Below are 23948 nucleotides of genomic sequence, written 5' to 3' on the forward strand. Positions count from 1 at the left end.
ATCCACCGGGGGGCGGGGACCACAGAAAATTTCTGTTCCGAACTCTGTATTCCCCGTGGAGACCACCCGGCGCTTTGTCTTGCTCCGGCGGCTAGATCTTCGACGTCTTCTGCGTATCGCTCATCGTTGCGTAGACCAGTAAGGAAACGAATACGCAGCCGGTGACGTACCAGTAGAACAGCGCCTCGTGGCCAATCGATTTGAACCACAGCGCGATGTACTCGGCGGTCCCGCCGAACAGCGACACCGCGATGGCGTAGGGCAGGCCCACGCCCAGCGCCCGGATTTCGACGGGAAACAGTTCCGCTTTCACTACGGCGCTGATGGAGCTGTACATCGAGGAGATGAACAGACCGGTCATCACCAGGGAAAATGCAGTCCAGGCGTCCTGTGCACGCTCCAGAGCCGTAAGCAGCGGTAGTGTTGCGAACAGCGCCAGAATGCCGAAGGTGACGAGCATCGGGCGGCGGCCGACACGATCGGAGAGGGCGCCCATGAGCGGCTGCAGCACCATGAATAGGAACAGGCTGCCGGCCGAGACCAGCGTCGACTCACCCTTGCTGAGCCCGACGGTGTTCACCAGAAACTTTTGCATGTAGTTGGTGAAGACATAGAAGAACAGCGTGCCGCCCATGGTGAGCCCGATCACGGTCAGCGCTTCGCGCGGATAGCGCAGCAGCAATCGCAGATCGCCGGCCTCGCTATTTCTGGCGCGGGACTTCGTGAAGGATTCGGTCTCGGCCAGGTTGCGACGCAGCCAGAGCGCAACGAGCGCGGCCGCAGCGCCGATGAAGAATGGAATGCGCCAGCCCCAAGCATCGAGTTGCTCAGGGCTCAGGAAGACGAACTGCAGCAGCAACAACACGGCCAGCGCCAGCAGCTGTCCCATGACGAGGGTGACGTACAGAACACCGGAGTAGAAGCCACGATGTTCCCTGGCTGCGATCTCGCTCATGTAAGTGGCGCTCGTTCCGTACTCGCCGCCCACACTGAAGCCCTGCAGTACCCGTGCAATCACCAGTACCAGCGGCGCGGCGATGCCGATGGTTGCGTACCCCGGCGTCAATGCGATCAGCAGCGATCCAGCGCACATCAGGATGACCGAGAGAGTGAGCGCGGCCTTGCGTCCGTGGCGATCAGCGTAGCGCCCCAGCACCCAGCCGCCAATCGGACGCACCAGGAAGCCGACCGCAAAGATGGCGGCGACGTTCAGCAGCTGTGCGGTCTGATTGCCTTCTGGAAAAAATGCATGTGCGAAGTAGATCGCGAATGCCGAGTAGGTGTACCAGTCGTACCACTCGACCAGGTTGCCGACGGAACCACCGAAGATCGACCGGAGTCGCTGGCGTCGCGACGCATCTGCCGCTGTTGGAATGGTCAAGGTTGCCGCTTGTTGGAATTATCGGAGCGGCGATGGTGGCCCAGAGGCGCGGGCCGAATCAAACGCAAAAAGGTCGATGGGATCCAGGGAGCGCCCCTCGATCCCATCGTTGCAGGGGCTCAGGAAGGTCGCGAGCGACTGCGAACCTCTGCAGGATCATGCTCGCTCGCACGCGCTTTTGCGTCCGCTTCCGCCTGCTCGATCTCGCGCTGTTCCTGCGCATCGACATCGCCTGCGTGGCGAATCTCCTCCTTACCGCGATCGGAGTTCACGAACTCACGTGTGGCTTCGCGATAGTTGCGATCGGCGGTCTTGTTGCCTTCGCCTTCGTTCGACGCGGTGGGCCGGTCTGGCGGCGAAGCGGGTTTCCGGGGTGGATGCTTGCTGGCCATGAGGTTTCTCCTGTTGCTCCCAGGTCGAACGCCCATCCGATCACCGGGTTCCGGGTCAGCCCGTCGGCAGGTCGAATGTTGTAAGGTGCCCGGGGTCAGTGTCGGCAATTGTCTCAATGCTCCGCTTTGGGCGGACAAGGTCCTGCGAATCGCGCCTGTGTACTGGATTATCGCTGCAATTTTTCTGCTCATCGCGCTGGTGGTGCCACGGCTGCGTCCGATCGGTGTCGTCGGCAGCGTCATCCTGATCCTGATGCTCGGTTGGGGAATGCTGGCGCGGATGCTGGGGAAAGCGCCGGAGGTCGTGCCCGAGCGCGGGCGGCCGAGCGCGCCGACGTTGGCTGTGCAGTCGTTTCCCCTGACGGAGCTGGACAGCGAGGAACTGCGCATCGCCGGCAATGGCGCGCCGTACGAATTGCGCGGCGTGATCGTCAACCGGTCGACGACGCTGCGCCTGCGCTCGTTCACTGCCGAGGTGGTGCGGCGCGATTGCTTCGAGGGCGCACTGGATCCGAGCGGCTGCGTGGTGCTCTGGCAAAGCCGGCAATGGGTCGACGCGAGCGCCGCGCCCGGCGAGAGTCGTGAATTCGCCAGTCAGTTCTGGACGCGCGGCGATGTGCCACGAGCGCGGGGCGCGACCCGGGATGACATCACGATCGTCGCCGCCGACGGCGTGCCGGCACGACCGAATGCCATTTCCAGCGGTGGCTGACGTCGTTGCGGCACCGCAGCGCGATGCATAAGCTCGACTCTTCCTTGTCGCCCGGATTCTCAGCGTGCAAATCGTTCTCCCGTATCTGATCGCCGGCTGGTCCGGGTTCTTCGTCATGGCCGTCGAATTGCTCGGGGGGCGGTTGATGGCGCCGACGTTCGGCAGCAGCATTTACGTGTGGGGCGCGATCATCACGGTCTTCATGCTGGCGCTGTCGATTGGCTATCTCGCCGGAGGCCGGTACTCCATGCAGCAGCCAAGTGTGCGGCGGCTCGGCGCATTACTGATCGTGGCGGCGGTGACGGTGCTGCCAATCCTGCTGTTCGGTGAACGAATGCTCGACGCTGTCTCGATCGCCGTGCCCGATCCGCGATTCGGCTCATTGCTGGCGGCCGCCGTGTTGTTCTTCGTGCCGACGGTATTCTCTGGAATGATTTCGCCCTACGCGGTGCGGTTACTGGTGCAGGATCAGCGCAGCTCCGGCCGTCATGCGGGACAGCTTTACTTCGTGTCGACATTCGGTAGCGCTGCAGGAACACTCCTGACATCGTTCTACTTCGTGCTCATTCTCGAAGTGAATCAGATCCTGGTGAGTCTCCTGGCCGTTTCCGGAGCGATCGGAGCCGCCGCACTGATCTTTGGCAAACGCGGCAGCGAGCGCGACGAGGTGAGTCGATGAGAGTCGGGGCCTGTCTCGCGTTCATGGTGGCGCTGTGCTTTGCCGCAGTCGCCGTCCAGGCAGACTCGCAGAAACTCCTGCACTCCGAGCGTTCGCTCTATCGCGAGGTGCTGGTCTACGAATCCTCCGGTATCCGCTGCATATGTTTCACCCGCAATTGCCGTGTGGGACGACAGACCTGCATGGACACGCGGCGACCCGACCGCTTCGCGCTCAACTACACCCGCATGATGCTGGGTGCGCTGTACCTGCAGCCGCAGCCGCGGTCGATCCTGATCATCGGCCTGGGCGGCGGCACGCTGCCACGAGCACTGATGAAAGTGCTACCGGAGGCGAAGATCGACACGGTCGAGATCGATCCGGCGGTGGTCAGGGTGGCGAAGCAGTATTTCGATTTCTCGCCGGACAGCCGGGTGACGGTGGCCGAGCAGGACGGTCGCGTATTCGTGAAGCGGGCGATTCGCGAGCAGCGCCAGTACGACCTGATCATGCTGGATGCCTTCGATCACGAGTACATCCCCGAGCATCTGTTGACCCGGGAGTTTCTCAGCGAAGTGAAGACGCTACTGACGCCAGGCGGCGTCCTGGCGGCCAATACGTTCTCATCGAGCGGGCTCTATGATCACGAGTCCGTGACGTACGCCGCGGTGTTCGGCACGTTCTTCAATCTCAAGAAGGAAAACCGCGTCATCTTCGCGGTGAATGGTGCTTTGCCGGACACGGCCAGCATCAACACCAACAGCGCCGTGCACCGCGAGGACTTCGCAGCATTCGATGTGCATCCGGAGTTCCTGCTGCCGCTTTTTTCCACGCGCGCAGACTGGAACGTGAAGGCGCGCATTCTGACGGATCAATACTCGCCGGCGAATCTGCTGAATTTGAAATAGCGGCGCGTTCGCGGGTGTCCCGGAATGCGGATTGCACACGGAGCGCGGAAGTGCACCGAGGCGGGGACAAGGAGTAAGACCTTCTACTCCGTGCCCTCCGTGATCTGTGACTAAGTCTGCTGCTATAGCCGCTAGTTGACTCGTCCGCTGGTCGTTTCCAGCGTCTCCAGAGCGATCGTTACCTCCTGGAGGATGGGCCCCGCACTCTCACCACCCGTCATGTTCTCGTTGGCGGCGGTCGAAAGCAGTTCCGCGTCCTTCTTCCACGATTCGAGAATGGCGCGCTTGGTGTCGACATCGAGGCGGGTGTCGCGCAGTACATCCGTCGGCGTCTTGAACTGGCGAGACGGGTCGGCGATTGCGTCGTCGGCGCGTTCCTGGTCGGGCATGACAGGGTCGGGCATGACAGGGTCGGGCATGATGGCTCCCAGGGGCATCGGAAAAGAAAAGAAAATCAGTCGCGACGGGTAATCAACCCGACCAGCAAGGCGACACCGGCGGCCGTGGCGATGATGCCCCACGAGTGGTCGCGCACGTAGTCATCCGTATTTCGCGCAAGCCGACGTACCTTGCGCCGCATCTTGCGGTCATAAACCCCGTCCAGCATCTGACCGAGGGATTTTTCGGTACGTGCCCGGGCCTCCTGCACGCGATCACCAGTGACTTCGGCAGTGGCCTTCAATAGCGCTTCTGTATCGCGTGCGACGGCACGCAAATCGTTACGCAGATCTTTCATGGGGGAATGCAGAGCGCCGTTTCTCATGGCGGAATCTCCTCGCGGTCGACGGGAACTACACATGCAACGTCCGGCGCACGCAGTGGTTCCCCCGCAGCGGTTGCGTGAGGACGGCAGATGATTTGCGCAGGAATCACTCGATCGTCTGTTGAGTGATAGCTATGCGTGCGACGAGCCGCTCGCTACGCTTGCGGTGCGCCAAACGGTGGATAGGAGCGAAGGACCATGCCTGCCGTAACAAAGAAGACATCCAGCAAGGCCAAGCGGGCACCTGCGCGGCGCAAGACGCCGAAGAAGGCGGCGCCACGCACACGCGGCATTCAGCCGCAGGATTGCCAGATGGATACGCTGCCGCCGGAGGCCAGCGACGCAGTGCAGCGGATTGCCAGTGAGGGCGGCGCCATCGTCGGTCGTTATTTCGAGCCGCTCGGCCGCAATCCCTTGCTGCTGGCGGCGTTGCCGATCGACAGTGTGGAGCCGACGCCGTTCCAGCGCGATCTCTCCGACGCGCATCACAAGAAGTTGTCCGAGGTCATCGATCGCACCGGCCTGTTTCTCGATCCAGTGATTGCCATCACCGCGCCGCAGACAGGCTTCTGGACGCCCAACGGCCGACATCGGCTCGAAGCGCTGCGTCGTCTCGGCGCGAAATCGATCATTGCGCTGGTGGTGCCGAAACGTGAGATCGCCTGGCAGATCCTCGCGCTCAATACGGAGAAGGCGCACAACCTGCGCGAGCGTTCGCTCGAGGTGATCCGCATCTACCAGGGCCTGCTCGAGGAAGACCCGAATCGCGCCGAAAAGGACTTCTCGTTCTATCTCGAGGATCCCGCGCTGGTGACCCTGGGCCTGTGCTACGAAAAGAAGGGCAATTTTGCGGGCGGTGCGTATCACCCGATCCTGCGACGCCTGATGGAGTTCTCGTCAGAGCCGCTGCGCAAGGCGATCAGCGCTCACGAATCGGCCGCGGAGAAGCTGTTCGAACTCGATGCGCTGATCACTGCGGCGGTCGACAAGCTCAAGGAGCGCGGACTGGTCAGTCCGTATCTGCGTGCCTTCGTGATCGCGCGCATCAATCCTTTGCGCTGGATCAAGGACGAGCCGCCGCCGCTGGTGGAAGTGCTGAAGACGATGCGCGAGCGGGCCGCGCGTTTCAATGTCGACAAGATCAAGCAGCAGGACCTGGCGCGCAGCGGCGGGGCACCGGATAGCGAGTGACGACTACGGATCGGGAGCGAATCCCGCCGGGAACGGCTGCGGCTGCTGCTTCATGAGTCGCGGATGGCGCGGCATCACGCCCTGGGCCACGAGATTGCGATACGAGTCGTAGTAGATCGCGAGCGTCTCGTCCGGAGTCGTTGATGCTCGGCGAAAGTCGACGTACTGCACCGGCGAGGATGCGCGGTGACCGTGGCCAGTGCCCAGACGATCCTGGCTTTCACTGCGCTGGGCGGACTGGCCGTTGGCGGTCGGAGCCTCTGCCTCCGGTTTTGCCGCGCTGTCATCCAGCCAGTGCGTGCGTGGTCTCGATTGCAGCTGTTCGCGGAACAGCGCCACGCCGATGACGCCGACATTGTCAGGGCGCCCGGTGCGCGCCGCATAGGAATCGGGCAGCGACGTGAAGTAGAACCTCGCGACGTCGTCCAGACTCTTGCGCCAACCGTCGATCTGCACCGAACTCCAGGAATCGACGCCATAGCCGCCCTGATCGGTCGCTGCCGTGGTGCCGCTGACGACGTTCACCCCGTCGACGCTGGTCACGGCCAGCAGTCGCTGTCGCCAGCGATTGCGAATCCGCAGTTCGTACTGGTGACCCGGTTCGCCCGCTACGTACAGGCGCCCGCGGAACTCATGGACCGGCAGAACCCGGCCCAGGTTCACGTCGTAGACCTCGAGGTCCGCCAGAGAACCGGCGTTGGTCAGCAGGGGCAGGCAGATCAGCAGGGCAGCGGCCAGGTGGCGCATTGGGGAGCTCCGTCGGATAACGGCGTCGGGTCTTTGAACGACGCAACCGCCAGTCGCGGGTTACGGCTTGGGGTCGTGGACGGCCGGCGGCCCCGGGCTTATATGTAGCGGCAGCGGGCTGCCGGACCCCGATTCCGGGTCGGCAAAGGCCGGATTCGACGGCATTGGGCGTTTCCTGGTTTGCCAGCCGGCCCATCTCCCGCTATGTTCCGCGCTGCTTTTCGTGGGGATCACCGCCGTATGGCAATGAATTTTCTGGATTTCGAGCAACCGATTGCCGAGCTCGAGGCCAAGATCGACGAGTTGAAGTTCGTCTCGAACGACGCCGAAGTGAACATCGGCGAGGAAATCGCGCGCCTGCGGTCCAAGAGCCGCACCCTGACTACGAGCATTTTCTCGAACCTGACTCAGTGGCAGATCGCCCAGCTGGCCCGGCATCCGCAGCGCCCGTACACGCTGGACTACATCGGCTCGATCCTCACCGATTTCCAGGAATTGCATGGCGATCGCATGTACGCGGACGATCATGCGATCGTTGGCGGTCCGGCCCGGCTCGATGGCCGACCCGTCATGATCGTCGGCCAGCAGAAGGGGCGCGACACCAAGGAGCGGGTGCGCCGCAACTACGGCATGCCCAAGCCCGAGGGCTATCGCAAGGCATTGCGCCTGATGCACATGGCCGAGCGATTCAAGATGCCGCTGATCACGTTCATCGACACCTCGGGGGCCTACCCGGGTGTGGGCGCAGAAGAGCGCGGACAGAGTGAAGCGATCGCGCGCAATCTGTTCGAGATGTCCGCGCTGGAAGTGCCGATCATCAGCGTGGTGATCGGTGAGGGTGGATCCGGCGGCGCGCTGGCCATCGGCGTCGGCGACCGACTGCTGATGCTTCAGTACAGCATCTACTCCGTCATTTCGCCGGAAGGCTGCGCGGGAATTCTCTGGCGTAGTGCCGACAAGAAAGATCTGGCAGCCGAGGCAATGGGCGTCAGCGCCGAGCGCATTGCCAAGCTCGGCGGTATCGTCGATGAAGTGCTCAAGGAACCGCTCGGCGGCGCGCATCGCGATCCGCAGGCGATGTCCGACAGTCTCAAGGAAGCGCTGCTGCGCCACCTCGGCGAACTCGAAGCCATGTCCCCCGAGCAACTGCTCGCCACGCGCGAGAAGCGGCTGCGCAGCTACGGCGTGTTCAGCGAACGCTGATTGCAGATGGAGTGACGAGGGTATGCAGGTCACGAAAGTGACGAGGGCGGAAAGCGCACAGTCGGCGTGCGCATTGCCTTCATCACTCGCGTGACCTCCATGACGTTGCTTCCATGATTTTCTCGCCCGCTACGCTGCTGGCAATCGTCCGCTCGCATCTGCCCGCCGCCGCCAGCGGCCGGCTCTGCGTCGCGTTCAGCGGCGGTCTCGACTCGACGGTTCTGCTGGCCGCATTGGCGCAGGGCGTCCGCGACGATTCGTCGTACACGTTGCGCGCGATTCATATCGACCATGACCTGCATGCCGACTCGTCCCGCTGGTCGCAGCATTGCGCGGCCGTCGCGCAACGACTCGGGGTCGACTACGTGTCGCGAACAGTAAGCGTGGCGCGGGACGCGGGTGCAGGCCTGGAGGCCGCTGCCCGGGACGCGCGTTATGCCGCATTGCGCGAGCACCTGCGGCCGGGAGACGTGCTGCTGAGTGCGCATCACGCTGACGATCAGTTCGAAACGTTGTTGCTGGCGCTGTTGCGTGGCGCCGGCCTGGCGGGCCTGGCGGCGATGCCGGTGAGTCGCGAATTCCATCCCGGCTGGCACCTGCGTCCGCTGCTCGACTTCACGCGCTCCGCGCTCGAGGACTGGGCGACGTCGCAGCAACTCGTATGGATTGCCGACCCCTCCAACGACAGTCGGCGCTTCGATCGCAATTTTCTGCGCCAGGACGTCATCCCATTGATGCGCAGTCGCTGGCCCGCAGCGTCGCAAAGCGCCGCGCGTTCGGCGAGCCACGTAGGGGAAGGTCTGGCGCTGATGGACGAGCAGGCCCAGACGGATCTCGCGACCGCATCGGCGGGTCCATGTCTCCGGGTCGATGTCCTGTCGGGTCTGAGCGTTGCTCGCCGCCGCAATTTGCTGCGGTATTGGACAAGACTGCGGGGCGCACGCGCGCCATCCACTCGAAAACTGCTTGCGCTGGAACACGACATGCTCGTCGCGCAGGAGGATCGCCTGCCCGTCACGCAGTGGGATGGATTCGAAGTAAGGCGGTTTCGTGGGCTGCTGTACGCAGAATCCACCCGTGAGTGGAGCGCGGATGCTGCTGCACCGGTTGCATGGGACTGGAGCCGCCCCATGACACTTCCCGACCAGCTGGGAGTGTTGTGTGCGCAGGATGTCCGCGGGTCAGGTCTGTCGCGCGCGCTGCTGTCATCCACTCTGCGCGTCGAGTTCCGTCACGGTGGTGAAGTGATTCGTCCGGCCGGCCAGCGACATCACCGCAGCTTGAAGAAGTTGCTGCAGGATGCTGATATTTTACCGTGGTGGCGTAGTCGATTGCCGCTGCTATGGATGGGCGATCAGCTCGTCGCGGTCGGCGATCTCTGGACGGCCGATGAGTTTGCCGCTCGCGAGGACGACGAGGGTGTGCAAGTGATCTGGCAGGGCAGGCCACCGATCCAGGCCCAGCCGCAGGTCCCGTAATGATCATGAGAAAAAGTTTGCGCGGAAGCGGTTGCCCGATCGCTTTGCTTCTTTCGTCATCGAACCGATTCCGATAGACTGCTCTCCCGTCGTGAGTTCGGCGATGCGCCTTCGGTGCAGCGCCAATTGCTCCTCCTCCTTCATCGACGGTGCTTCCGATGACTCGTTATATTTGTGTGACTGGTGGTGTCGTTTCCTCACTCGGAAAGGGCATCGCCGCCGCGTCATTGGGCGCGATCCTCGAGGCCCGCGGCCTCAAGATCAGCATGGTGAAGCTGGATCCCTACATCAACGTGGATCCCGGCACCATGAGTCCCTTTCAGCACGGCGAAGTGTTCGTCACCAACGACGGCACCGAAACCGACCTGGATCTCGGACACTACGAACGTTTCGTACGTACGACCACCTCGCGCAACAGCAATTTCACGACCGGACGCATTTACGAGCGAGTCATCGCGAAGGAACGTCGCGGCGACTATCTCGGCGCGACCGTGCAGGTGATCCCGCACATCACCGATGAGATCAAGCACTGCATCCGGCTGGGTGCGGGCGATGCCGATGTCTGCATGGTCGAGATCGGCGGCACGGTCGGCGACATCGAGTCGCTGCCGTTTCTCGAGGCGATCCGTCAGCTCGGAGTCGAACTGGGGCATCACAATGTGCTCTACATGCACCTCACGCTGGTGCCTTACATCCCGAGTTCCGGAGAGATCAAGACCAAGCCGACGCAGCATTCCGTCAAGGAACTGCGCTCGATCGGTATCCAGCCCGATATCCTGCTGTGCCGGGCGCAGAACGCGATCCCTGACGAACAGCGCCGCAAGATCGCCCTGTTCACCAACGTCGAGGAGCGCGCGGTCATCTCGGCGGTGGATGCCGATGACATCTACAAGATTCCCATGCTGCTGCACGACGAGTCGCTCGATCAGATCGTCGTCGACAAGCTGCGTCTGGACGTGAAGCCGGCGGATCTCAGTGAGTGGCGCCGCGTCGTCACCGCCAAATCCAACCCGGACACGACGGTCAACATCGCCATGGTCGGCAAGTACGTGAACCTGCGCGATGCGTACATTTCACTGAGCGAGGCGCTGACCCATGCCGGTCTCGGCACGCGTACGCGTGTCACGATCCAGTTCATCGAAGCGACGGACGTCGAGAAGCATGGCGCCGGTTGCCTGGAAGGGATGGATGCCATCCTGGTGCCGGGCGGTTTCGGCGAGCGCGGCGTGGAAGGCAAGATCCAGGCGATCCGCTATGCGCGTGAGAATCAGATTCCGTATCTCGGCATCTGCCTCGGCATGCAGCTGGCGATCATCGAGTACGCGCGCAACGTCGCCGGGCTGGAGGGTGCGCATTCGACGGAGTTCAACCGCGGCGCGCCGCATCCCGTGATCGCGTTGATCAGCGAATGGACAGATCAGAAGGGTACGACCGAGCAGCGCACCGAGAAGTCCGACATGGGCGGCACCATGCGTCTCGGCGCACAGGAAGTTCGCCTCTCGCATGGCTCGAAGGCTCATCAGGTCTATGGGTCGGACGTGATCGCCGAACGCCATCGTCATCGGTACGAGTTCAACAATCGCTACCTGCAGAAGCTCATGAACGCCGGCCTGCGTTTCTCGGGCTTCTCGCGCGACGGACTCGTCGAAATGATCGAGTTGCCGGCACACCCGTTCTTCGTCGCCAGCCAATTCCACCCGGAGTTCCGTTCCACGCCGCGTGATGGCCATCCGCTGTTCACCGGTTTCATCAAGGCGGCGCGCGCCTATCATCAGAGCCAGATGCCGGTTGCGGCGAATGGCTGAAACGAGGGGCCGACCGGCCGACCGGCATACTGGCCAACCGGCCAGACTGGGAAACGCGGTGGCCGGCCCTATCCTTTGGATTCTGGCCAGTGAGCCAGTGAGCTAGTGAGCCAGTTATGCGTCTCCTGAATTTCACCGTCGGTCCCGACCAGCCGTTCTTCCTGATCGCCGGTCCCTGCGTCATCGAGAGCGAGGGGCTCATCCTCGATACGGCTGGCAAGCTCAAGGAGCTGACCGGTCGTCTCGGCATACCCTTCATCTTCAAATCGTCGTTCGACAAGGCGAATCGTTCGTCGCAGAAAAGTTATCGCGGCCCCGGCATGGAAGAGGGTTTGCGGATCCTCTCCGAAGTGAAGCGCCAGTTGCAGCTGCCGGTGCTCACCGACGTGCATGAAGACACGCCGATGGAAGAAGTCGCCGCCGTTGTCGATGTGCTGCAGACGCCAGCATTCCTCGCTCGTCAGACCAACTTCATTCTGAAGGTGTGTTCGCAGCAGCGCGCCGTGAACATCAAGAAGGGCCAGTTCCTGTCTCCCTGGGAGATGCAGAACGTCGTCGACAAGGCGCGTTCGACGGGCAACGAGCAGATCATGGTGTGCGAGCGCGGCTTCAGTTTCGGCTACAACAATCTGGTATCGGACATGCGCTCCCTCGCGGTGATGCGCGAGACCGGCGCGCCGGTGGTTTTCGATGCCACGCACTCGGTGCAATTGCCGGGCGGCAAGGGCACCTCTTCCGGCGGTCAGCGCGAGTTCGTGCCGGTACTGGCGCGCGCTGCGATGGCAGCCGGTATCTCCGGTCTTTTCATGGAAACGCATCCCGATCCGGACAAGGCGTTGTCCGACGGGCCGAATGCATGGCCGCTGGCGCGTATGCAGTCTCTGCTCGAGACGCTCGTGGCCATCGATAAAACAGTCAAATCCAAGCCCTTCGAGGAAAGTTCGCTATGAGCAAGATCGTCGACATCCGCGGCCGCGAGATCATCGATTCGCGCGGCAATCCGACCGTGGAAGCCGATGTTGTGCTGGAGTCCGGCGCCACGGGACGTGCGGCAGTGCCGTCCGGCGCGTCGACAGGAACGCGCGAGGCCGTTGAACTGCGCGATGGCGACAAGAATCGCTATCTCGGCAAGGGTGTGCTGAAGGCGGTCGCCAACGTGAATGGCGAACTGAAGACACTCCTCGTCGGCAAGGATGCGGCGGATCAGGCTGCGCTGGACGAGGCGATGATCAAGCTCGACGGCACCGACTCGAAGTCGCGTCTGGGTGCGAATGCACTGCTCGCCGTGTCGCTGGCCAATGCGCATGCAGTTGCGCGCGAAACCAAACAGTCGCTGTTCCGCCTGCTCGGCGGCGCAGGTCCGAAGACCCTGCCGGTGCCGATGATGAACATCATCAACGGCGGCGCGCATGCGGACAACAGCGTCGACATCCAGGAATTCATGATCCTGCCGGTCGGTGCCCCGTCGTTGTCGGAAGCCGTGCGCTACGGCGCGGAGATTTTCCACACGCTCAAGAAAGTGTTGCACGAGCGCAAGCTGGCTACCGCCGTGGGCGACGAGGGCGGTTTCGCTCCGGATCTGCCGTCGAACGAGGCTGCGCTCGAAACGATTCTGGAAGCGATCGAGCGCGCGGGCTACAAGGCCGGCAAGCAGATATTCCTCGGGCTCGATGTCGCCAGCTCCGAGTTCTACAAGGGCGGCATCTACGATCTGGAATCCGAGAACCGCAAGTTCACGTCGCCGCAGTTCGTCGACTACCTCGACGGGCTGGTCGGGCGGTATCCGATCGTCACGATCGAAGACGGTATGGCCGAAGGCGATTGGGATGGCTGGGCGCTGCTGACGCAGCGGCTTGGCAAGAAGGTGCAACTGGTCGGCGACGATCTGTTCGTGACCAACACCCGGATCCTGCAGGAAGGCATCAGCAAGAAGATTGCGAACTCCATCCTGATCAAGCCGAACCAGATCGGCACGCTCACCGAAACGCTGGCCGCCATCGATATGGCCGCGGATGCAGGCTATTCGTCGGTCGTCTCGCATCGCTCGGGCGAGACTGAAGATTCGACCATCGCCGATATCGCAGTGGCCACGCGCGCCACGCAGATCAAGACGGGCTCGCTGTCGCGGTCGGATCGCATCGCCAAGTACAACCAGTTGCTGCGCATCGAAGCGGAACTGGGTGCCGAAGCGCGTTACGCCGGCGTCGAGGCGTTTCCGGTTCCGCTGCCGGGAATTTCCTGCTAGAAAGCTGGCTTCATGAAATTCCTGGCCGTCGGAATGCTCGTGCTGCTGGCGGTATTGCAATACCGCCTGTGGCTGGGCGACGGCGGCATGCGGGAAGTGGCACGGCTGCGGGCAGAAATCGCACAACAGGAAGTGGAGAACACGGCGCTGCGCGAGCGCAACCGCACGCTCGCTGCGGAGGTGCAGGATCTCAAGAAGGGCACGGTCGCCATCGAAGAGCGTGCCCGTACCGACCTCGGGATGGTCGGCCAGAGCGAAACCTTCTACCAGGTCGTGACGCCACGTGAAGTCGTGCGGACACCTGAGTCCGTTGCGGAAGCGCAGAAGCAGCACTGACGATCAGATCCCAGAGGCCCCGTACAGGAATTGTCGGTCGAGGATCGCATGCTGCTCAGCGGGTATTTTTTTGCGGTCCTTTGCGGCCCCTGACCTGTCGTTCTTATGGTTGTACCTCTCAAGTTCTGGGCCGTCGTTCCAGCGGCCGGCAGCTCGCGACGCATGGGCGATTCGATCGTGCCCAAGCAGTATCTGTCGCTCGCTGGCAAAACGGTGCTGGAGTGGTCGCTAGCGCCGCTGCTGGCGCGACAGGAATGTGCCGGTGTCGTCGTTGCCCTGTCGGCGGATGATCGACGCTGGTCGACGCTCGCGGTCTCGCGGGATCCGCGTGTGAGCGCAGTGATGGGAGGGGTGGAGCGCGCGCACTCCGTGCATGCTGGATTGCAATCACTGCATCTGGACGATGACGCCTGGGTGTTGGTGCATGATGCGGCGCGGCCGTGCCTGAGCGCCCAGGAAGTCGACGCCTTGTTGACGATGCTGGCTCACGATCCTGTTGGCGGACTGCTGGCGGCGCCCGTCGTCGATACATTGAAGCGGACCGATGCTGCCGGGCGAGTCATCGAGACCGTGAATCGCGAAGGCCTGTGGCGCGCGTTGACGCCACAAATGTTTCGTTACGGCGTGCTGGCTCGGGCTCTGCATCGGGCGCGTGAGCGCGGTGTTGCCGTGACGGACGAGGCGCAGGCCGTCGAGGGCATGGGTTTGCAACCGCGTGTCGTCGCCGGTCGGCCGGACAACATCAAAATCACATTGCCCGAGGATCTGGCGCGAGCGGAGCGCATCCTCGCAGAACAGGAAAACATAAGTCCATGACGACTGGTCTGCGCATCGGACAGGGCTACGACGTGCACGCTTTCGAAGCTGGTGATCACGTGACGCTGGGTGGTGTGAAGATCCCGCACACTCAAGGCATCAAGGCACACTCCGACGGCGACGTCGTGCTGCATGCGCTCTGCGACGCCTTGCTGGGCGCGGGAGCGTTGGGGGATATCGGGATGCACTTTCCCGACTCCGATCCGGCCTGGCGCGGTGCCGACAGTCGACAGTTCGTCCGGCATGCGCGATCGCTGCTCCGGCAGCGCGGGTTCGCCGTGGTCAATGTCGACGTCACTGTGCTCGCAGAAGCCCCGCGTCTGGGCAGGCATCGCGATGCGATGCGCGCCAACATCAGCGCCGATCTGGGCATCGCGCCCGATCGCGTCAACATCAAAGCGACCACGAGCGAAGCCTTGGGCTTCATCGGCCGGCGCGAAGGCATTGCCTGCCAGGCAATCGCTCTGCTCGAGGAAGTGTCTTCTCAATGAATCTCATGCAATTGCCTTGCGCGCACGGCATACCGCCCGTCAGCGGCCGTCTGCGGGTCACACCGGAAGATTTCGTCGTGCGCGAATGGCTGGGTTTCGCCGCCGACGGCGAGGGTGACCACTGGCTGCTCACGGTGCGCAAGCGCGGCGCGAACACGCACTGGGTGGCCAAGCAATTGGGCAAGCTCGCGCAGATTCATCCGCGCGACGTGGGTTATGCGGGGCTCAAGGATCGCAATGCAGTGACGGAGCAGGCCTTCACGCTGCCGGTACGATCGGCAATGACCGATTGGTCGGGCGTCACAGGCGACGGGTTCGAGGTCATTCGCGCGGAGCGCCACCGGCGCAAGCTGAAGCGAGGAGCGCTGCGCGGCAACGAGTTCGAGATTCTCATCCGCGATTTCACCGGTGAAATCGCCAGTCTCGAGGGGCTCATGGAGCGCATCGCCGCGCTCGGCGTGCCGAACTACTTCGGTCCGCAGCGCTTCGGCAACGACGGCTCGAACCTGACTCGGGCGCAGCGCTGGTTCGGCGGTGACATCGAACTCCATGATCGCTTCGAGCGGGGCTTCGCGCTTTCGGCGGCGCGCGCGGCCATCTTCAATGACGTATTGGCAGAGCGGGTGAATGCCGGCTCCTGGAATCTGCTGCAGGCAGGAGACGTTGCAAATCTGGATGGCAGCAACAGCGTCTTCAAGGTGGATGCGCTCGATGACACGCTGACCGAACGCTGCCGGATCCAGGACATCCATCCGACGGGGCCGTTATGGGGTCGGGGTGAGCTGGCGTCGCAAGCCGATGTCGCGGCTCTGGAGCGCGAGGTGGCGCAACGCAACGCCGTTCTGTCGGAAGGCCTGGCCCGCATCGACATGGATCAGGAGCGCCGCTCCCTGCGATTGCATGTCAGTGACCTGAGCTGGAGTGTCGAGACCGACGGATTGCGATTGCGCTTCCGCCTGCCCAAGGGCGCCTTCGCGACGTCCGTGCTGCACGAGATTCTGCAGGACGCGTTCGCTCAGGGGCATCTGGAGGCGGATGAGGAGTAAATTCCCTCCTACCGTTTGGTCTTCAGCAGGGCGTACACCGCGCCGCTCCCGCCATCCACGGCGCGTGCGGACGCGAAGGCGAGCACCGGGTCGATGTGCTGCAGCCAGCGATTGACGATGTTCTTGAGCACGGGTCCTCGCGGCCCGGAGCGCCGGCCCTTGCCGTGCACGATCCTGATGCATCTGAAGTCGCGATGGATCGCGTTGGCGACGAAGTCGCGCAACGCCTCTTGCGCCTGCGCTCCATTGAGTCCGTGCAGATCGATCTCGGCGTCGACGACATAGTGGCCGCGTCGCAGCTTGACGAGAATGTCCTGGGAAATGTGCGGCCGGCGAAAGCACAGTTCGTCGCCCGTGCCGAGCAGCAGGTCATCGGCGGGAGGCTGCAGGCTTTCCCTCAATACCTCGCGCCGGTCCAGGCGAGTGAACCGCGCTTTCGCGATTGGTTTCGGCGGCTGCGGGGCCTCATTCTCGGTGCGCAGGCGCTTCACTTCGCGCATCGCTTCGCGAAACAGGTCCTTGTCCGGGTCGTCGGGCGTCTTCATGTCGAGGATTCGTCGCAACGTTTCCAGTATAGTTTGTCGCCGCGTGGCAGGCGCGGTTCCAGATTTCTATCAGTGTGAAGATCCTTATCAGCAATGACGATGGCTATCGCGCGGAGGGACTGCGCGTACTGACCGAGGCACTGCAGCCGCTGGCGGAAGTCACTGTCGTCGCGCCCGACCGCAATCGCAGCGGCGCAAGCAACTCCCTGACGCTCGATGTGCCTTTGCGCGTCTTCCCATTCGACCAGGATCGTTACTTCGTCGGCAACGGCACCCCGACCGACTGCGTGCACCTCGCCATCTCCGGCCTGTTCGAGTACGACCACGACATGGTCGTCTCCGGGATCAACGAGGGTGCGAATCTTGGTGATGACGTGCTCTATTCGGGCACGGTCGCAGCTGCTATCGAGGGTCGGTTTCTGGGGCTGTCCGCGATTGCGGTCTCGCTCGTGATCAAGCCAGGCTCGGGTCAGCACTACGCGACTGCCGGCCGGATCGCAGCGGAGCTGGTGATGCGCATTCAGCGCTCGCCGCTGCACCAGGCCACTATTCTCAACGTCAATGTTCCCGATCTGCCGTACGAACAGTTGAAGGGCTACAAGGTGACGCGCCTGGGTTTTCGTCATCGCTCGGAACCGATCCTGCGCGCGGAGGATCCGCGTGGCCGTCCCGTGTATTGGGTCGGGCCCGCAGGGCTCGGGCAGGATGCGGGTGAGGGCACCGACTTCGATGCGGTTGCGAATGGCTACGTGTCCGTGACGCCGCTGCAGATCGATCTCACCCGGCATTCGATGCTCGAAGACATGGACAACTGGCTGCGGGGGCGTGAGGCATGAAACCGCCCTACGACAGAGCCGCGCCGATCGTGACGAGTGCGAGTCGCCACAGCGGCATCGGCATGACGTCTGCGCGTACGCGCGAGCGTCTGGTGCAGCGACTGCGCGAGCAGGGCATCGTGAATCCGGAAGTGCTGGAACAGATCCGTAATGTGCCGCGCCATCTGTTCGTCGACGAGGCGCTCGCGACGCGTGCGTACGAAGATACGGCGCTGCCGATCGGTCTGGGTCAGACGATCTCGCAACCGTATGTGGTGGCGCGCATGACGGAGGCGCTGATCGAAGGCACCGCGCCCCGCAAGGTGCTGGAGATAGGCACCGGCTGTGGCTACCAGACGGCCGTGCTGTCTCCCTTCGTCAAATTCCTGTACAGCGTCGAGCGCATCAGTGCCTTGCTGGAACGCGCACGCGCGCGCGTGAAAGAACTCAACCTGCGCAATGTCCATTTGCGTCATGGCGATGGCTTCAAGGGATGGGTGTCGCACGCGCCTTATGACGGTATCCTGATGGCGGCGGCGCCGCTCGCCATCCCTGAAGTGCTGCTGACACAGCTGGGTCCGGGAGGACGGTTGATCGCTCCGGTGGGCCCGGAAGGTCGCCAGCAGCTCCTGAGGATCACGCGTCGCGGTGATGACTTCCATCAGGAAATGCTGGGCCTGGTGAGTTTCGTGCCGCTACTGAAGGGATTGGGGTGATCAGCGCCATGAGGTTCTGACCGTTGGCGTGGCCCGCGTCACTCTCGTCGTCGTTGCGTCTGGCCTGTGCCCTCGTTGTCCTGCTGCTCGTCGCCTGCTCGTCGAATCCGCCTGCGTCTGCGAGTTACACCGTCAAGCGTGGTGACACTCTTTACTCGATCGCCGCACGTCACAAGGTCGACTATCGCGATCTCGCGCGATGGAATGGTCTCGGGCGCGACTACCTGATTCGTCCCGGTCAGGTGTTGCGATTGTCGCCTTCAGGACGCGGCACCGTCACCACCGCTTCCAAGGCGCCAGCTCGTTCGTCGAATCGTGCGCCTGCCGCAGCATCCCCCAAAACTCCTCCCAAGGTGAGTGCGCCAGCCGGTCCGCCAATCCAATGGCGCTGGCCCGTAGAAGCCGGCACAGCCACGCTCACGACGCGACCCAATGGGGGGCAGGGCCTCACCATCGATGGACGCCCCGGTCAGGATATTCGCGCCGCGGGGTCAGGCAGGGTCGTCTACAGCGGCACCGGTCTCCTGGGTTACGGCCAACTCGTCATCATTAAGCACAACGAAACGTATCTCAGTGCTTATGGACATACTCAGGCCGTTGTCGTGAAAGAAGGCGATGCGGTCGGTGCCGGGCAGCGAATCGCGACCATGGGCAACGGACCGCAGGGCACGCCGATGTTGTATTTCGAGATCCGGATCAATGGCACGCCCGGTAACCCTCTGTCGTTGCTGCCGCAACGGCGCTAGATATATCAACGTTGATTTTTGCGCGGGATCGCATCGGGGCGTTGAGGGAAACGCTCAGGCACGCGGCGCGTGCGCCGCACTGCCATCGTTGGTGAGCAGTAATCATGCAGGTTCGTGGCGCAATCATTGCAATTGCAACTAATTGAGTAAACAAGTTGCCGACAGTAGTTGCGCTTGCTCCGTACGTATGTCTAACATCCGCTCCACGTCGCTGGTCACCGACAGCGAACGGGCCGCAGGGTAACGGGGTGAAGGCGCGGGGGCGGAGGGGGATTCGAGGAAACAGCGCGAAGAAGAACAAAACCAAAAGAAAAAGAATACTTCGTCAAGTGAATGTTCCTCGTGAACACGCGGAGACGAGTTGGTCGAACGAACTTCAGTCCCTCGCGTCTTCTCCCGGTTGCCCTGAACCGGGAGAAGCCAGAAGATCAGTCTCCCGGTTTGCCCTGAACCGCACGAGACTCAGAGGATCAGTCTCCCGGTAGCTTGAACCGGAAGATCCGAGACTCAGAAGATCAGCTGCCGATCCCTTCCAATCGCAGCAAGCCGGCAAATCCGGGTCCTTGCGGAAACCTCATCGACAGTGATCGCATCAGTCCTGCAGGAAGAGCGCCGCCACGACCCGTCGATCTTCGCTGACCAGCACGTTGTACGTGCGGCATGCGGCGCCGGTGTCCATCACCTCGCAACCGATCCCCCGCGAAAGAATCTTCGCGAGCAACGCGGGCTGCGGAAATTTCTGTCGGGTCCCTGAACCCAGCACGACGATCTCGGGATCCAGCGCCAATACGGCGTCCAGGTCCGCTGCCGTCAGCTCAGCCAGCGATTGCGGGCGCCAGTCGCTGACCAACTTGTCGGCTCGCACCAGACAGCTGCTGGTCACGATCGTCTCGTTGATACGAAGTTCTCCGGGGCCATAGGCGCGCACCAGTTGAATGCCGGCGACGCTGTCGTCTGTCAGTTTCATTCCGTTACGATACCGCACCTTGGTTTCCCTGCGGCGCTGATGTCGACTCCCCCCTGGCTTACATTGATTGCCTCCGAGATCGGGGTGGCGCCGTCGCGCGAAGAGCCTGCATCTCCTGGTCTGGAGCGGCTGGCGGGTCGTGGGTCGGTCGCACGTCGCTGGGTGCGCACCGACGCGAAGTCGTCCCTGCAGCCCTGGCAGCGCGGCCTGCTGGATGTGCTCGGCATCGCCCCCGATTCGGTGGGCAGCGCTGCGGTGAGCATGAGCGGGCACGACGGCTACTGGTTCGCCGCCGAGCCGGTGCATTTCGCCGCCGGCCTGGATCGCCTGACATTCCTGACGCTCACAGAGGAGGCGCGGGTCACTGACGCCGAGCGCTCGGAACTGTTCGAGACACTGTCGTCCAGCTTCACGTCCGGCGACTTCGTCCTGCAGGCAGCCGGCGGCGAATGGTTCGTTCGAGCCGCCCGCCCGCTGCAGGTCGTGACCTCGACCCCCGAGGCTGCGTCATCGAACGAACTGCAATCTGTCATGCCACGTGGCGCGGATTCCCCCGTGGTGCGCCGCGTGATGACGGAAATGCAGATGCTGCTGCATGAGCACCCGGTCAATGAGGCGCGTGCGCGTCGCGGATTACCAGCGATCAATGCGGTGTGGCTGTGGGGCAGTAGCGTCCCTTTGGAGAGTTCGATGTCGTCCGAGTTTCCTGCCGCGTTCGGCAGCCGTGCCTTCCTTCATGGCCTGTACCGGCGGTCTGATCAGTCTGTCGGTGAGCTGCCGCAGAATCCGGAGGTGCTGCTGCAATCGATTGCGCGTGCGCCGCGAGCCATCGCTGTCGTGCCTGAGGCCGATCTCGAATCGTTCGATTCTCATTGGCTGAGTCCGTTGTCTGCGGCCCTCGCGCAGGGGCGGCTGTCACGACTGGATATCATTCTCGATGAATGGCATATCGATGTCCGTCGCGGCGATCTGCGGCGTTTCTGGCGGCGTGCACTGCCGCTGTCGCAGTGGGGATCGCAGCGTTGAGTGGCCATTCCATCCGTCGTCGTCCGCAAGCGGACGAGTCATTGCTGCCTGCGACGCTGCATCCGCTGTTGCGTCGCCTGTATTCGACGCGCGGCCTCGCCTCACCGGCCGATCTGGAGTTGGGACTCGATCGACTGATTCCTGTCCGGCAGCTCGGCGGCATTGACGCGGCGGTCGACCTGCTATGCCAGCACTTCACGGCCCGCAGCCGCGTGCTCATCGTCGGCGATTTCGATGCCGATGGTGCGACGAGCACTGCGCTCGTCGTACGCCAACTGGCCCGCCTGGGCTTCGCCCAGGTCGATTTTCTGGTGCCGAATCGGTTCGAGTATGGCTACGGTCTCACGCCGGAGATCGTGCGGCTCGCGGCCACCCGTCAGCCTGCGCTCATCGTCACGGTCGACAACGGCATTGCGAGCCACGCCGGTGTGCTCGAAGCGAAGGGGCTCGGAATCGAGGTCCTGGTGACGGACCATCATTTGCCGGCAGCTACGCTGCCGGAGGCCGCCGCCATCGTGAATCCGAATTCGCCCGGCGATGAGTTTCCGAGCAAGGCGCTCGCCGGTGTGGGCGTCGCGTTCTACCTGATGGCGGCGCTGACGCGCGAAATGCAGATCCGCGGTTTGCACCCGCAGCCACCGCCCGTCGCCGACCTGCTGGATCTGGTCGCGCTCGGCACCGTCGCGGACCTCGTGCCGCTCGATCGCAACAACCGCGTGCTGGTGCAGCAGGGATTGCGGCGGATCCGTGCCGGACGCTGTGTACCTGGCATCCGCATGCTGCTCGAAACGGCTGGGCGCTCGATGGCGTCGGCCGTTGCCTCGGATCTCGGCTACCAGGTCGGGCCACGCTTGAATGCGGCGGGTCGGCTCGACGACATGACCGTGGGCATCCAATGCCTGCTGGCCGACGATCTGGAGACGGCGCGATTGCTCGCCGGGCGGCTCACGCAGTTGAATCATGATCGCCGCGAACTGGAATTGCAGATGCAGCAGGAGGCCATGCTGGCCGTCGCCGACATGCGCGATGACGCAAGCCTGCCGCTGGGTCTGTGCCTGTTCGATGAAACCTGGCATCAGGGCGTCGTGGGTCTGGTCGCGTCGCGGGTGAAGGAGCGGGTGCATCGGCCGGTCATCGCATTGGCCCGCGGTGATCAGCGATTCCTGAAAGGGTCGGCGCGCTCGGTGTCCGGCGTGCACATCCGCGATGTTCTCGATGCGATCGCAAATCGTCATCCGGGACTGATCGAAAAGTTCGGCGGACATGCGATGGCTGCGGGGCTGACGCTGCCCGCAGAGCGTCTCGACGATTTCCGTGCGGCATTCGATGCGGAGGTCTCGCGTTGGATGACGCGCGACGATGCGACGGGCGTGATGCATTCCGATGGGGATCTTGCCGCTGGCGACCTGACGCTCGACGTCGCTCATCTGTTGCGGGAATCTGGGCCCTGGGGGCAGGCATTTCCCGAGCCCCTGTTCGATGGCGAATTCACCGTGCGCACTACGCGCGTGCTCGGTGAGCGCCATCTGCGGATGGATGTGCAGCGCGAGGGTGGGGCGGTCTGCGAGGCCATCGCCTTCCGTCACTTCGATCATGACGATGCGCCGCAGGTCGCGGCCGGCAATCGCATCGAAATCGCATATCGGCTGGATGTGAACCGCTACAACGGCACCGAGCGCCTGCAACTCGTCGTCGAGCATTTGCGGGTGCTCGTGTAGCTCGGAGTCCGGGGCGGTCGACGGAAGGCCGCCCTCAATCCGTTGCTGGTGGCCGTGCTACCATCGCGCCCCCCGCAAACTCCCGTCGACGCTCCCATGGAAGTCAATCTGATCCGCCGTACCCTCGATGATCTCGCAGAGCGCAGTGAAGCTCTCCGGAGGTTTCTTTGAGTACGATAACAAGCACGATCGCCTGACCGAGGTCAGCCGCGAGCTGGAGGATCCGGGAATCTGGAGCACGCCCGACAAGGCTCAGGAACTGGGTCGCGAGCGCTCACGCCTCGAAGCCATCGTCGGCACGCTTGACAGTATTCGCAATGGCCTGGGTGATGCCGTCGAGCTTCTCGACATGGCCGTCGCCGAGAACGACGAATCCACGGTCGAGGATGTGCAGGGCGACATCGCCGCCATCGAGCAGGACATCAAGAAGCTCGAGTTCCAGCGCATGTTCCCGGGCAAGATGGATTCGCACAGCGCGTTCCTGGATATCCAGGCGGGCGCCGGCGGCACCGAAGCACAGGACTGGGCGCAGATGCTCATGCGCATGTACCTGCGCTGGGGCGAAGCCCATGGATTCAAGACCGAAGTGGTCGACATCAGCGACGGCGAAGTGGCCGGCATCAAGGGCACGACCATCAACTTCACCGGCGACTACGCCTACGGTTGGCTGCGTACCGAAACGGGCGTGCATCGCCTGGTGCGCAAGTCGCCGTTCGATTCCAACGCACGGCGGCACACGTCGTTCGCGTCGGTGTTCGTCTCGCCGGAAGTCGACGAGGACATCGATATTTCGATCAATCCCGCCGATCTCAAGACCGACGTGTATCGATCGAGTGGCGCGGGCGGTCAGCACGTCAACAAGACGGAATCGGCCGTGCGTATCACGCATATGCCCACTGGGATCGTGGTCGCGTGTCAGGCGGAGCGCAGCCAGCACAAGAATCGCGACAAGGCGATGAAGATGCTGAAGGCGAAGCTCTACGAGTTCGAAGTGAACAAGCGCAACGCCGCCGCCAAAGTGCTCGAAGACGCCAAGTCCGACGTGAGCTGGGGCAACCAGATCCGTTCCTACGTGCTCGACCAGTCGCGGATCAAGGATCTGCGGACCAACGTCGAGGTCGGTAATACCGTTGCCGTGCTCGACGGCGACCTGGATCAGTTCCTGGAAGCCAGCCTGAAGCAGGGGCTTTGAGAGGCAAGAGCCGCGTCAGACCGCAGGAGGGAAATCGATTCCTGCGCAGAT

Annotated in this window: 26 protein-coding genes; 19 read left to right on the top strand and 7 right to left on the bottom strand. The window is 63.1% G+C overall.

Going from position 1 to position 23948, the window contains the following annotated elements; genetic code table 11:
• Positions 1-91: 91 nt before the first annotated feature.
• Both VIZ63_RS17840 and VIZ63_RS17845 read right to left on the bottom strand, forming a co-directional pair.
• Positions 92-1381: an MFS transporter gene (locus VIZ63_RS17840; RefSeq protein WP_331611048.1), complete on the bottom strand. Its 1290-nt coding sequence runs from the start codon at positions 1379-1381 to the stop codon at positions 92-94.
• Positions 1382-1500: 119 nt separating this feature from the next.
• The gene (locus VIZ63_RS17845) at positions 1501-1773 is read right to left on the bottom strand and encodes a hypothetical protein (RefSeq protein WP_331611049.1); all 273 of its coding nucleotides are present in this window, start codon (positions 1771-1773) and stop codon (positions 1501-1503) included.
• 157 nt (positions 1774-1930) lie between these two features.
• On the opposite strand from VIZ63_RS17845, the gene VIZ63_RS17850 reads away from it, so the two are divergent.
• The 3 genes from VIZ63_RS17850 to VIZ63_RS17860 all read left to right on the top strand — a co-directional run bounded on the left by VIZ63_RS17850 (position 1931) and on the right by VIZ63_RS17860 (position 4051).
• Positions 1931-2485 carry a hypothetical protein gene (locus VIZ63_RS17850; protein ID WP_331611050.1) on the top strand — a complete coding sequence of 185 codons (555 nt, stop codon included), beginning with the start codon at positions 1931-1933 and terminating at the stop codon, positions 2483-2485.
• A gap of 64 nt (positions 2486-2549) precedes the next feature.
• Complete coding sequence (locus VIZ63_RS17855) at positions 2550-3164, top strand: fused MFS/spermidine synthase (RefSeq protein WP_331611051.1); 615 nt, start codon at positions 2550-2552, stop codon at positions 3162-3164.
• Positions 3161-4051: a fused MFS/spermidine synthase gene (locus tag VIZ63_RS17860; protein WP_331611052.1), complete on the top strand. Its 891-nt coding sequence runs from the start codon at positions 3161-3163 to the stop codon at positions 4049-4051. Before VIZ63_RS17855 ends, VIZ63_RS17860 begins: the two co-directional genes overlap by 4 nt.
• Positions 4052-4182: 131 nt before the next feature.
• Here the strand turns inward: VIZ63_RS17860 and VIZ63_RS17865 are convergent, their stop codons facing one another.
• Both VIZ63_RS17865 and VIZ63_RS17870 read right to left on the bottom strand, forming a co-directional pair.
• Complete coding sequence (locus tag VIZ63_RS17865) at positions 4183-4470, bottom strand: hypothetical protein (RefSeq protein WP_331611054.1); 288 nt, start codon at positions 4468-4470, stop codon at positions 4183-4185.
• 35 nt (positions 4471-4505) lie between these two features.
• Complete coding sequence (locus tag VIZ63_RS17870; RefSeq protein ID WP_331611056.1) at positions 4506-4814, bottom strand: DUF883 family protein; 309 nt, start codon at positions 4812-4814, stop codon at positions 4506-4508.
• 198 nt (positions 4815-5012) lie between these two features.
• Between VIZ63_RS17870 and VIZ63_RS17875 the strand changes: the two genes are divergently transcribed.
• Positions 5013-6005, top strand: coding sequence for a ParB N-terminal domain-containing protein (locus VIZ63_RS17875; protein WP_331611057.1), 993 nt, complete (start codon positions 5013-5015; stop codon positions 6003-6005).
• Between the two features lie 3 nt (positions 6006-6008).
• Here VIZ63_RS17875 and VIZ63_RS17880 read toward each other — a convergent pair whose 3' ends face one another.
• Positions 6009-6752: a hypothetical protein gene (locus VIZ63_RS17880; protein WP_331611058.1), complete on the bottom strand. Its 744-nt coding sequence runs from the start codon at positions 6750-6752 to the stop codon at positions 6009-6011.
• Positions 6753-6992: 240 nt separating this feature from the next.
• Here VIZ63_RS17880 and accA point away from each other — a divergent pair, with 240 nt between their 5' ends.
• The 9 genes from accA to truD all read left to right on the top strand — a co-directional run bounded on the left by accA (position 6993) and on the right by truD (position 16172).
• A complete protein-coding gene (gene accA / locus VIZ63_RS17885) occupies positions 6993-7955 on the top strand; it encodes an acetyl-CoA carboxylase carboxyl transferase subunit alpha (RefSeq protein ID WP_331611060.1) in 963 nt (320 codons plus the stop codon).
• Positions 7956-8068: 113 nt separating this feature from the next.
• Positions 8069-9433 carry a tRNA lysidine(34) synthetase TilS gene (gene tilS / locus VIZ63_RS17890; protein ID WP_331611062.1) on the top strand — a complete coding sequence of 455 codons (1365 nt, stop codon included), beginning with the start codon at positions 8069-8071 and terminating at the stop codon, positions 9431-9433.
• 158 nt (positions 9434-9591) lie between these two features.
• A complete protein-coding gene (locus VIZ63_RS17895; protein WP_331611063.1) occupies positions 9592-11238 on the top strand; it encodes a CTP synthase in 1647 nt (548 codons plus the stop codon).
• Positions 11239-11354: 116 nt separating this feature from the next.
• Positions 11355-12188 carry a 3-deoxy-8-phosphooctulonate synthase gene (kdsA, locus tag VIZ63_RS17900; protein ID WP_331611064.1) on the top strand — a complete coding sequence of 278 codons (834 nt, stop codon included), beginning with the start codon at positions 11355-11357 and terminating at the stop codon, positions 12186-12188.
• Positions 12185-13483 (top strand): phosphopyruvate hydratase, encoded by a 1299-nt coding sequence (gene eno, locus VIZ63_RS17905; RefSeq protein WP_331611065.1) that lies wholly within the window; start codon positions 12185-12187, stop codon positions 13481-13483. Before kdsA ends, eno begins: the two co-directional genes overlap by 4 nt.
• A 12-nt stretch (positions 13484-13495) precedes the next feature.
• A complete protein-coding gene (gene ftsB / locus VIZ63_RS17910; protein WP_331611066.1) occupies positions 13496-13819 on the top strand; it encodes a cell division protein FtsB in 324 nt (107 codons plus the stop codon).
• 105 nt (positions 13820-13924) lie between these two features.
• Positions 13925-14635: a 2-C-methyl-D-erythritol 4-phosphate cytidylyltransferase gene (gene ispD / locus VIZ63_RS17915; RefSeq protein ID WP_331611067.1), complete on the top strand. Its 711-nt coding sequence runs from the start codon at positions 13925-13927 to the stop codon at positions 14633-14635.
• Positions 14632-15126: a 2-C-methyl-D-erythritol 2,4-cyclodiphosphate synthase gene (ispF, locus tag VIZ63_RS17920; protein WP_331611068.1), complete on the top strand. Its 495-nt coding sequence runs from the start codon at positions 14632-14634 to the stop codon at positions 15124-15126. Before ispD ends, ispF begins: the two co-directional genes overlap by 4 nt.
• Positions 15123-16172, top strand: a complete 1050-nt coding sequence (truD, locus tag VIZ63_RS17925) for a tRNA pseudouridine(13) synthase TruD (protein WP_331611069.1) — start codon at positions 15123-15125, stop codon at positions 16170-16172. The genes ispF and truD overlap by 4 nt, the downstream gene beginning before the upstream one ends.
• A gap of 8 nt (positions 16173-16180) precedes the next feature.
• On the opposite strand, the gene VIZ63_RS17930 is transcribed toward truD, so the two are convergent.
• Complete coding sequence (locus VIZ63_RS17930) at positions 16181-16717, bottom strand: Smr/MutS family protein (protein WP_331611070.1); 537 nt, start codon at positions 16715-16717, stop codon at positions 16181-16183.
• Between the two features lie 74 nt (positions 16718-16791).
• On the opposite strand from VIZ63_RS17930, the gene surE reads away from it, so the two are divergent.
• Genes surE through VIZ63_RS17945 form a run of 3 tightly spaced genes read left to right on the top strand, consistent with a single transcriptional unit; the run spans position 16792 to position 18994 of the window.
• Positions 16792-17553, top strand: a complete 762-nt coding sequence (surE, locus tag VIZ63_RS17935; protein WP_331611071.1) for a 5'/3'-nucleotidase SurE — start codon at positions 16792-16794, stop codon at positions 17551-17553.
• The gene (locus VIZ63_RS17940; RefSeq protein WP_349261219.1) at positions 17550-18248 is read left to right on the top strand and encodes a protein-L-isoaspartate(D-aspartate) O-methyltransferase; all 699 of its coding nucleotides are present in this window, start codon (positions 17550-17552) and stop codon (positions 18246-18248) included. The genes surE and VIZ63_RS17940 overlap by 4 nt, the downstream gene beginning before the upstream one ends.
• Before the next feature lie 23 nt (positions 18249-18271).
• Positions 18272-18994: a peptidoglycan DD-metalloendopeptidase family protein gene (locus tag VIZ63_RS17945; RefSeq protein WP_331611072.1), complete on the top strand. Its 723-nt coding sequence runs from the start codon at positions 18272-18274 to the stop codon at positions 18992-18994.
• A gap of 592 nt (positions 18995-19586) precedes the next feature.
• On the opposite strand, the gene VIZ63_RS17950 is transcribed toward VIZ63_RS17945, so the two are convergent.
• Complete coding sequence (locus VIZ63_RS17950; protein WP_331611073.1) at positions 19587-19961, bottom strand: Mth938-like domain-containing protein; 375 nt, start codon at positions 19959-19961, stop codon at positions 19587-19589.
• A gap of 39 nt (positions 19962-20000) precedes the next feature.
• On the opposite strand from VIZ63_RS17950, the gene VIZ63_RS17955 reads away from it, so the two are divergent.
• The 3 genes from VIZ63_RS17955 to prfB all read left to right on the top strand — a co-directional run bounded on the left by VIZ63_RS17955 (position 20001) and on the right by prfB (position 23897).
• Positions 20001-20987 carry a hypothetical protein gene (locus tag VIZ63_RS17955; RefSeq protein ID WP_331611074.1) on the top strand — a complete coding sequence of 329 codons (987 nt, stop codon included), beginning with the start codon at positions 20001-20003 and terminating at the stop codon, positions 20985-20987.
• Positions 20984-22705, top strand: a complete 1722-nt coding sequence (recJ, locus tag VIZ63_RS17960; protein WP_331611075.1) for a single-stranded-DNA-specific exonuclease RecJ — start codon at positions 20984-20986, stop codon at positions 22703-22705. Before VIZ63_RS17955 ends, recJ begins: the two co-directional genes overlap by 4 nt.
• A gap of 96 nt (positions 22706-22801) precedes the next feature.
• A protein-coding gene (gene prfB, locus VIZ63_RS17965; RefSeq protein ID WP_333783812.1) for a peptide chain release factor 2 occupies positions 22802-23897 on the top strand; the annotation gives its coding sequence in 2 pieces (ribosomal slippage) (positions 22802-22864 and positions 22866-23897; 1095 coding nt in all).
• The last annotated feature ends 51 nt before the right edge of the window (positions 23898-23948 follow it).

The organism is Povalibacter sp. (assembly GCF_036520495.1).
Lineage (GTDB): Bacteria > Pseudomonadota > Gammaproteobacteria > Steroidobacterales > Steroidobacteraceae > Steroidobacter.